The following is an 8,708-nucleotide window of genomic DNA, read 5'->3' as shown; positions in this document are numbered from 1 at the left end:
TCCCGGCTAAAGCCAGTCCTACAAGTGCACGCGATCCCAGGATTGGGGTCCAGACACTCCCATTGGATAAACGCGATACTTTTAGTGGGACCGGCTTCAGCCGGGAAGAGGCCAGTTTGCCCACCATCAACTCTGCGGTGTGACGACTGAAGCCTTCCCGGCTAAAGCCAGTCCTACAAGTGCACGCGATCCCAGGATTGGGGTCCAGACACTCCCATTGGATAAACGCGATACTTTTAGTGGGACCGGCCTCAGCCGGGAAGAGGCCCGGTTGCTCACCATCACTCTGCGGTGTGACCACCGACGCATTCCCAGCTAAAGCCAGTCCTACAAGTGCACGCGATCCCACGATTGGGGTCTAGCCAGCCCCACTGGGTACACGCGATGTTCGTAGGACCGGCTTCAGCCGGGAAGAGGCCCGTACGCTCACCATCACATCTGCGGCGTGACCACCGACCGGCTAAAGCCTGTCCCACAATTGGAGTTCAGGCCAGTCCCTACAGTTGGAGTTCCAGCCGTTCCAACGGAATGCACATGGTCAGTCGCTGAAACATTTCTGCCCCTCTTCCACGACGACTGGCATTATGTCGGCCATCGTCAATAACAAACCGGACGTACCGCCACAGCGCTACCGCAAGGTTGTATGCGACACCCAATTGAATCCCGGGCCGCACCTTGGCGGCCGCTGCTGGCTGGAGCGACACAATGAGTGAGAGCGCTTTCGCGGACCGCATCGTGCAGAACCTGCTCGATACCGACCTCTATAAGCTGAGCATGATGCAGGCCGTGCTGCACAACTACCCCAACGTGGAAGTGGAGTGGGAGTTTCGCTGCCGCAACGGTGAAGATCTCCGGCCGTACCTGACCGAAATCCGCCATCAGATCGAGCAGCTCTGCGAACTGTCGCTGAGCGTCGAGGAGACCGGTTTCCTCGAACGCATCAACTTCATGAAGCCCGACTTCCTGCGTTTCCTCGGGCTGTTCCGCTTCAACCTGCGCTACGTCCAGACCACCATCGAAAACGACGAACTGTGCATCCGCCTTTCAGGCCCTTGGCTGCACGTGATCCTCTTCGAAGTGCCTGTCCTGGCCATCGTCAGCGAAGTCCGCAATCGCCATCGCAACCCCGAAACCCTGCTCAGCCAGGCCCGCGACCAGCTGTATCGCAAATTCGACTGGCTGAATGCAACCGCCACTGCCGACGAACTGGCGGAATTGAAAGTGGCTGACTTCGGCACGCGCCGGCGCTTCTCCTACGCGGTGCAGGAGGACGTCGTTTCGGTGTTGAAAAAGGATTTCCCCGGCCAGTTCGTCGGCACCAGCAACGTGCACCTGGCGCGCAAATTCGACCTTAAACCCCTCGGCACGATGGCCCACGAATGGATCATGGCCCATCAGCAACTTGGCCCGCGCCTGATTGACAGCCAGATTGCCGCGCTCGATTGCTGGGTGCGCGAATACCGCGGCCTGCTGGGTATCGCGCTGACAGACTGCATCACCACCGATGCCTTCCTCGGCGACTTCGACCTGTTCTTCGCCAAGCTCTTCGACGGCCTGCGCCACGACTCGGGCGATCCTGTGCAGTGGGCCGAAAAATGCATCCGGCACTATCAGAAGCTGGGCATTGAGCCGATGAGCAAGACGCTGGTGTTCTCCGATGGCCTGAATCTGCCCAAGGCGCTGGAAATATTCCGCGCGCTGCGTGGTCGCATCAACGTCAGTTTCGGGATCGGCACCAACCTGACCGCCGACATCCCGGGGATCCAGCCGATGAGCATCGTGCTGAAAATGACCGCCTGCGCCGGCCAGCCCGTCGCCAAGATTTCCGACGAGCCCGGCAAAACCCAGTGCAAGGACCCGGAGTTCGTGTCCTACCTGCTCCACGTATTCAAGGTGCCATCCTGAGTCGAGCACCGACCGCCGCCCCTTTTCCATGCCATTCCTTTTTTGCTCAAGGAGTCAACCATGCAAGACGTACAGCGCGAGATCGCCCGGCAGCTCAACGTCCAACCGCCTTTCGCCAATGACGAAGCGCTGCAGGCGGAAGTCAGCCGCCGCGTGCAATTCATCAAGGACTGCCTGAATAACGCCCGCCTGAAAGTGCTTGTACTGGGCATCAGTGGCGGCGTGGATTCGCTGACAGCGGGTTTGATGGCCCAGCGCGCCATCCGCGAGCTGCGTGAAAGTACAGGCGACGATGCTTACACCTTCATCGCCGTGCGCCTGCCGTATCACATCCAGCACGACGAACATGAAGCCACGGCATCGGTGGATTTCATCAACCCGGACGAGCGCCACACGGTGGACATCGCGCCCTCGGTGAAAGGGCTGGTTGATCAGATCAAAGCCTTCGAAGGCCAGGCCGCCAGTGCCGTGGATTTCGTCAAGGGCAACATCAAGGCCCGTGCGCGGATGGTCGCGCAGTACGCCATTGCCGGCGTAAGAGGCGGTCTGGTCATCGGCACCGACCATGCGGCTGAAGCGGTCATGGGGTTCTACACCAAGTTCGGCGACGGCGCGTGCGACCTGGCGCCGTTGAGCGGTCTGGTGAAGAACCAGGTCCGCGCCATCGCGCGCAGCTTCGGCGCGCCGCACAACCTGGTCGAGAAAGTCCCAACCGCCGACCTCGAAGAACTGGTCCCCGGCAAACCCGACGAAGCGGCCCACGGCATCAGCTACGCCGAGATCGACGCCTTCCTCCACGGCGAGCCGGTAAAGCAGGAAACCGCCGAGATTATTGTCAGCACCTACCGCAAGACCCAGCACAAACGGGATCTGCCGTACGCGCCATAACGAGTAGCAATGAATGCGCCCGATGGGTTTTGCATAAAAAATTCATCGGGCGGCAAACGCGCTGCATTCAAAAACGGAATGAACCCGTTATTTCTTTTCGCTTGATGGCGCTCGTCATCACGGCTTACATAGCGCTTTGACTTCCCCGCCCAGAGCCGCTATCCATGACTCCTTTCCAAGGCCTCTTCACCCTCGTAGCGTCCACCGTTGGCCAGCCCGCTGCGGCGTGGCTCGAACATCGCGTCGAGGTGCCACAAGCATTGGGTGGTTTCTCCTGGTCTGACGAGGCGGTCCATCGGGCCTGGCTGGCCGAAGCGTTAAACCTCTGCCTGTTCCACAAGCTGGTAGAGGCCGTGCCCGCTGGCCTTCGCTATGTGGACGAGCAATTCGAGGGCGGCCGCAAGGTGGTGTTCGACCATGGCGCCATTCGCACCGTCGATTGGGCAGACAACGGTGAATTACCGCGCGGGCGTCAGGCCTTCTCGCGCCTGCTGGAGCCGCTGGGCTTCACCGATGTGCGCACTTACCCGCTGACCAAACTGAATATGACCGGCTGGGGCTATCGCCAGATGGACCTGCCGGAAGACATCGCGCAGTTCTTCGTTTCCGAATTGCACCCCGGCCGACTCAGTCAGTCGTTTCAAGAGGCGGTCAGCCGTGTCGTCGGTTCGAGCCGCGACCCGTTGAGTCCTGAAAACTTGAGCGTTCTGAGTCGCCTCCGCACGACCCGGCATTGCAGCCTCATGGAAGCCATGCAGCTGCTACCGGCGCTGTATCGCGCGTTTGGCCGCCAGCATGGCGTTGTTCGGGAAGATGACTATCGCCAGTTGCTCAGCGAAAGCGCGGAAATGGCGTGGATCGCCACCGAAGGCAATAGCTTCAATCACCTGACCGATCGGGTGGTGGATCTGGAAGCGACGGTCGCTGAACAGAATCGGCGCGAGCGGCCGATGAAGGACAGCATCGAGGTGTCAGGTTCGGGAAGGGTCATGCAGACCGCGTACAAGGCGTGCACGGTGAGCCGAGGGCTGCTGAATGCCGAGGGTGTCGTCGTGGCGCACAAGGTGCCGGGCTCATTCGTCGAATTCATTCAGCGCAAGATCGACCCTGACAACGGCAAGATCGATCTCAACTTCGACAGCAGCAACGCCCAGGGCATCTTCAAGATGACAGACTCGAAGCAGGCCCAGTGATCACTTCAGCGTGACAGTGCCTTTCATCATGCCGATGTGGCCGGGGAAGGAGCAGAAGAAGCCGTATTTCTCCGCCGGGTCCAGTTTGGAGACGTCGAAGGTGACCGAATCCGACTCGCCTCCGCCGATGACTTTGGTGTGGGCAATGACGCGCGTGTCACCGTCCTTCAGATAATCCTTATCGATGCCAACGCTCATGCCGTCAGTGGCGATCTGCGACATGTCATCGTATTTGCTGATGACCACGTTGTGGCCCATGACGGCCTTCGGCAGGCTGCCGGAGTGTTTCAGGTTGACGGTGAACTGCTTGCAGCTCTTATCGATTTCAATGGCCTTGGTGGTGAACGTCATCTGATCGGTGGAATCGACCTCGACCGAGCATTCGGCCGCCAGCAGGTGCCCACTGGCCAAAGTCAGAACGGATGCAGCGACAAGCTTGCGAATCATGGTGCGTCTCCTGGTGGGGTGGCCTTTGATTTCGTATACAAAGACAGCCCTGAATTAGAACAATTCAACAACCGTTATTGCCGGTCATCTCTGCGAGGCCTCTATCAGGGCCATCGAGACAATCAAACAGTCAGCGCTAAGATGGCTGCATAAGATCGCCCTGTCACCCACCTTCAGGACGATCCCATGCAACTTTCCAGCATTTTCCGCAGCCTGCTTGCCGCTTACGCCTGTGGCGCATCGGGTAGTTACGACCGCGTCAGCCAGGCTTACGGCGTCTATCAACGCGCTGTTTCCAACGGCTGAGACCTGTAATGCCGGGGGACTGACCGGCATCGATGACCGGGTGAGGAAAAATACCACGCCGGTTTTGCACCATTCTCAGGCAGAATGTGCTGACTTATCGTCTGCCTCGAGGACTGCCCATGGCCAAACCCAACTATTCCTTCGCCAAACGCCAACGTGATCTGGCAAAAGAGCAAAAGAAAGAGGAAAAAGCACAGCGCAAGCAGGCCGAGAAGGCTGAAGCAGAGGCTGGAGAAGGTACAGCCGTAGACGGCGAAAACGCCGAAGGCTCTTCCGAAGCCGAACACTCTACCGATGCTGAAGGCTCCGCCGAAGCAAAGCCCGCTGAGTGATCGTCTGATTCAGCGCAATGGGATGGATGAACGCGAAACCTGTAGGAGTGAGCTTGCTCGCGATGGGATTTTCGCCATGATCCATCCATTGGCTGACACCCCCTGATCGCCAGTACGCTCACAGCCCCGTCGACAGCAACGCCCACCTACCCCACAATCGGCATTACCGTCACGCGCACTTCCGGGTCGTGGCTCCCGCCTCCCAGAATCACCCCACGCAACGGCGACACGTCCGAAAAATCCCTCCCCCACGCCAGACTGATGTGCTCAAGCGCAGGCTGAACGTTGTTGGTCGGATCGAAATCCACCCAACCCAGCACCGGACAGAACACCGACACCCATGCGTGTGAGGCATCGGCGCCAATCAGCCGCGGCTGCCCTGGCGGCGGCTGGGTGAGCAGATAGCCGCTGACATACCGCGCCGCCAGACCGCGCGAGCGTACGCACGCCAGCATCAGATGAGCGAAGTCCTGACAGACGCCACGGCGGGTTTCCAGCACTTCCAGCAGCGGCGTGGCCACTTGAGTCGCCTCGCCATCAAAGGTGAATTCTTCGAATATCTTCTCCATCAGCGCCTGCGCGCACAGCAGCAGCGGCCGCCCGGCGGGAAAGCAGCTGGCGGAAAACTCGACGAACGTCTGCTTCAAGTGAACGTACGGGGATTCGAAGCGATAGCGACAGGCCTCAAGGATGTCCGGCGCCATTCTGGACGCGCTGTAGGTCAGCCGATGCTGCGCCTCATCCCAGGAAGCGGAAACATTGAAATCCAGCCGCGGCCGTTCCAGCACCTCAACACGCAGGCGCGCGTTGACCTGCAGCTCATCGTGCGGGCGCTCGAATGCCAGGCGCGTCAGCGGATTGCCAAACACGTCCAGCTCATCGCGACGCGTGGTGGGCGTCGGGATGATGATCAGGTGCTGCTCCAGGCAACGCTGCCAGGGACTGCGCCGCGGCCATAAATGCGCAAGCTGCTGGGCGAGGGAAACCGGGCTGTCGTACTTGTAGTGCGTGTCGTGGAGGATCTGATAATGGGCACTGTTCATCAGACAGACACCGTGCGCTGACTGACATCGTCGACGTGGGCAAAATGACGCAGCGCAAGCCGGTCAGAAACATGGCCGCTGGTGTCACCGATGGTCTGCAGCAGATCCGCCAAGCCGTCCAGCGCTGCCTTGACGCTGCTCTCACCGAACAGCCCTTCTTCCAGGCAACCCAGATCGAACACCGCCAGCCGCTGAATGAGCGCCGTGAAGCCGTTGTCCTGAGGCACGCCGAAATCCTCATTCATGCGTTTCACGGAGCGGGCCACCAGCTTGAGCTGAAACAACACCGCGTGGGGGTTCTGATCGTCCAGCACCAACAGGTCGAGCACCGGGATCAGCTGCGGCAGGGCCAGATAACGCGAGCGGTAAGTGATGCCGCTGTTGCCCAGTTCCAGGAGCCCGTCCAGGGCGTCCTGATGAAACACTGCCTCGCTGCGCAGGAATGCTGCCAGCGTCGTACAGAGAAACTGCAAGCGCTCGATGCGCCGCCCGATCATCAAGAAGCGCCAGCCCTCGTCGCGAGTCATGTCGTCCAGTGCGAAACCGGACAGCGCCGCCAGTGACATCACCAGGCGGTTGAGAAAGTCCAGCAGCTCGCCGAAATCAGGGCTCTCGGTTTCTAGATTCATGGCTTCGCGCTGCAATTCCACCAGCGCCTGCCAGTTCTCGCGGGACAACTTGCCGCGCACCTGGGACGCCGCCCATTGCAAGCGCTGCAAGTTGGAGCGCAGGCTGAACGGCCAGTCGTCACCCAGCAAAGCTTCAAGCAAACGTTCATGTAGCTCGCGCGGCTCCTCTTCGTCCTGGAGCGGCAGAAGATTAAGTCGCTCGGCCAGCTCGACCGCTGCTTGCAGGGCGACGGGGTCATCGCCGTCGACATAGCGCGTGAGCATGATCCGCAGCAGGCGCGCGCTGTTGTCGCAGCGCTCGCAGTAGCGGCCGAACCAGAACAGGTTTTCCACCACACGCGACGGCAGATACGGGTCGCGCCGAATCAGGTCGTGCACCCCCAGCGAGTGGCGGTTTTTCCACGGTTCGCTGCCCAGTGGGCGTTCACCGAGAATCCAGGTGTCTTTACTTGCGCCGCCCCGTTGCATCGACACCACGTCGGCGTCGGCGTCGGCGGCCACACGGGTCAATCCGCCCGGCAGGACGCGGTAGCCATCGGCCGTAGCCACTGCGTACACGCGCATACCGATGGCGCGGGGCTGCAGCTGACGCTCCTCGCCGTGCCAGACCGGCGCGTGGGACAACTGCGCCAGTTCCTGCGCGACGTAGGCATAGGGCCGGGCCTGCATGCGCGCGGCCAGGGCCTTGCGCTCTTCGTCGCTGAGGTCACGGCCGAATACCGGGGCGAAACTCTGGGACGGGAACGCAGGCTTGATCAGCAGCTCCGGCATCTTCTCCAAGGCTTGGGCCAGCACCGGCGGCTCGCCGCACCACCACGTGGCGATCGACGGCAGCAGCAGCTCTTCGCCAAACAGGTGTTCATTGATCTTTGGCAGAAACCCGAGCAGCCCCGGCGATTCCAGCACGCCGCTGCCAAGGGCATTGGCGACCAGCACCCGGCCCTGACGCACGGCTTGCAGCAGGCCCGGCACGCCCAGCGCCGAATCGGTGCGCAGCTCCAGCGGATCGCAGAAGTCGTCGTCCAGACGGCGCATGATCGCGTGTACACGACGCAGGCCGCTGAGGGTTTTCAGGTACACCGTGGCGTCGCGCACCGTCAGGTCGCTGCCTTCCACCAGTGGGTAGCCCAACTGACCGGCCAGATAAAGATGCTCGAAATAGCTCTCGTTGAAACGCCCGGGCGTCAGCAACACCACCAACGGGGCTTCGTGGCTGGTCGGTGCCTGACGCGCGAGGGTTTCCTGCAGCGACCGAAAGAAATTCGAGAGGTGCTGGACCTGCAGATCCCGGTACAGCTCGGGGAATGCCCGCGACACGATCAGACGGCTTTCCAGCGCATAACCGGCACCCGACGGCGCCTGAGTCCGGTCGGCGGTCACCCACCAGCGGCCATCGGGCGTGCGCGCCAGGTCAACCGCGTACACATGCAGAAAAGTGCCTTCAGGCGGTTTTACGCCCTGGCATGGCCAGAGAAAATTGTTGTGGCCGAACACCAGTTCCGATGGCAGCAGACCTTCGGCGATCAGTTCCTGCGGGCCGTAGAGATCGGCCAGCACGGCATTGAGCAGACGCGCGCGCTGGGCGATGCCGGCCGCCAATGGCTGCCATTCTTCCATTGGAATCACATGGGGCAGCATGTCCAGTTCCCAGGGCCGATCGGCACCCTTGGGGTCGGCGTAGACGTTGTAGGTGACGCCGTTTTCCTGAATCTGCCGGGCGAGCAGCGCCTGACGCTGGATCAGCTGCGCAGGTGTGCTGCGCTGGAGATGCTCGTACAAACGCTGCCAATGGGGCCGAACGGCGCCGCTGGCATCCAGCATCTCGTGGTAGGTACCCGGGGTGAGCGGATAGTGGTCAAGCAGGTCAGGCATGGAAGGCTCGGCAGACAACAAAGGGACTCGAATCAACTGCGCTCAGACTAGCGCAGACAACATGACACGCAGGCGCCGCTTTCCACGTTTTAT

The 8,708-nt window shown here is 61.0% G+C and carries 7 protein-coding genes; 4 read left to right on the top strand and 3 right to left on the bottom strand.

Annotated features, from left to right (window positions below; genetic code table 11):
- The first annotated feature begins 705 nt into the window (after positions 1–705).
- From pncB to AC0Z8Z_RS15920, 3 genes are all read left to right on the top strand, one after another.
- Entirely contained in the window at positions 706–1,905 is a 1,200-nt protein-coding gene (gene pncB / locus AC0Z8Z_RS15930; protein WP_122533803.1) for a nicotinate phosphoribosyltransferase, read from the top strand.
- A gap of 60 nt (positions 1,906–1,965) precedes the next feature.
- Positions 1,966–2,793, top strand: coding sequence for an ammonia-dependent NAD(+) synthetase (gene nadE, locus AC0Z8Z_RS15925; protein ID WP_485619734.1), 828 nt, complete (start codon positions 1,966–1,968; stop codon positions 2,791–2,793).
- A gap of 164 nt (positions 2,794–2,957) precedes the next feature.
- A complete protein-coding gene (locus AC0Z8Z_RS15920; protein ID WP_485619733.1) occupies positions 2,958–3,986 on the top strand; it encodes a 2-oxoadipate dioxygenase/decarboxylase family protein in 1,029 nt (342 codons plus the stop codon).
- On the opposite strand, the gene azu is transcribed toward AC0Z8Z_RS15920, so the two are convergent.
- Positions 3,987–4,433 carry an azurin gene (gene azu, locus AC0Z8Z_RS15915; RefSeq protein ID WP_122533806.1) on the bottom strand — a complete coding sequence of 149 codons (447 nt, stop codon included), beginning with the start codon at positions 4,431–4,433 and terminating at the stop codon, positions 3,987–3,989.
- 425 nt (positions 4,434–4,858) lie between these two features.
- Between azu and AC0Z8Z_RS15910 the strand changes: the two genes are divergently transcribed.
- Entirely contained in the window at positions 4,859–5,071 is a 213-nt protein-coding gene (locus AC0Z8Z_RS15910; RefSeq protein ID WP_485619732.1) for a hypothetical protein, read from the top strand.
- A gap of 146 nt (positions 5,072–5,217) precedes the next feature.
- On the opposite strand, the gene AC0Z8Z_RS15905 is transcribed toward AC0Z8Z_RS15910, so the two are convergent.
- Positions 5,218–6,114: a transglutaminase family protein gene (locus tag AC0Z8Z_RS15905; protein WP_485619731.1), complete on the bottom strand. Its 897-nt coding sequence runs from the start codon at positions 6,112–6,114 to the stop codon at positions 5,218–5,220.
- Positions 6,114–8,615 (bottom strand): circularly permuted type 2 ATP-grasp protein, encoded by a 2,502-nt coding sequence (locus AC0Z8Z_RS15900; protein ID WP_485619730.1) that lies wholly within the window; start codon positions 8,613–8,615, stop codon positions 6,114–6,116. Before AC0Z8Z_RS15900 ends, AC0Z8Z_RS15905 begins: the two co-directional genes overlap by 1 nt.
- Positions 8,616–8,708 lie beyond the last annotated feature (93 nt).

The sequence above is a fragment of the Pseudomonas sp. 1L-C-7-B-C1 genome, from assembly GCF_057291635.1.
This window is presented reverse-complemented; position numbering and strand designations above follow the sequence as displayed.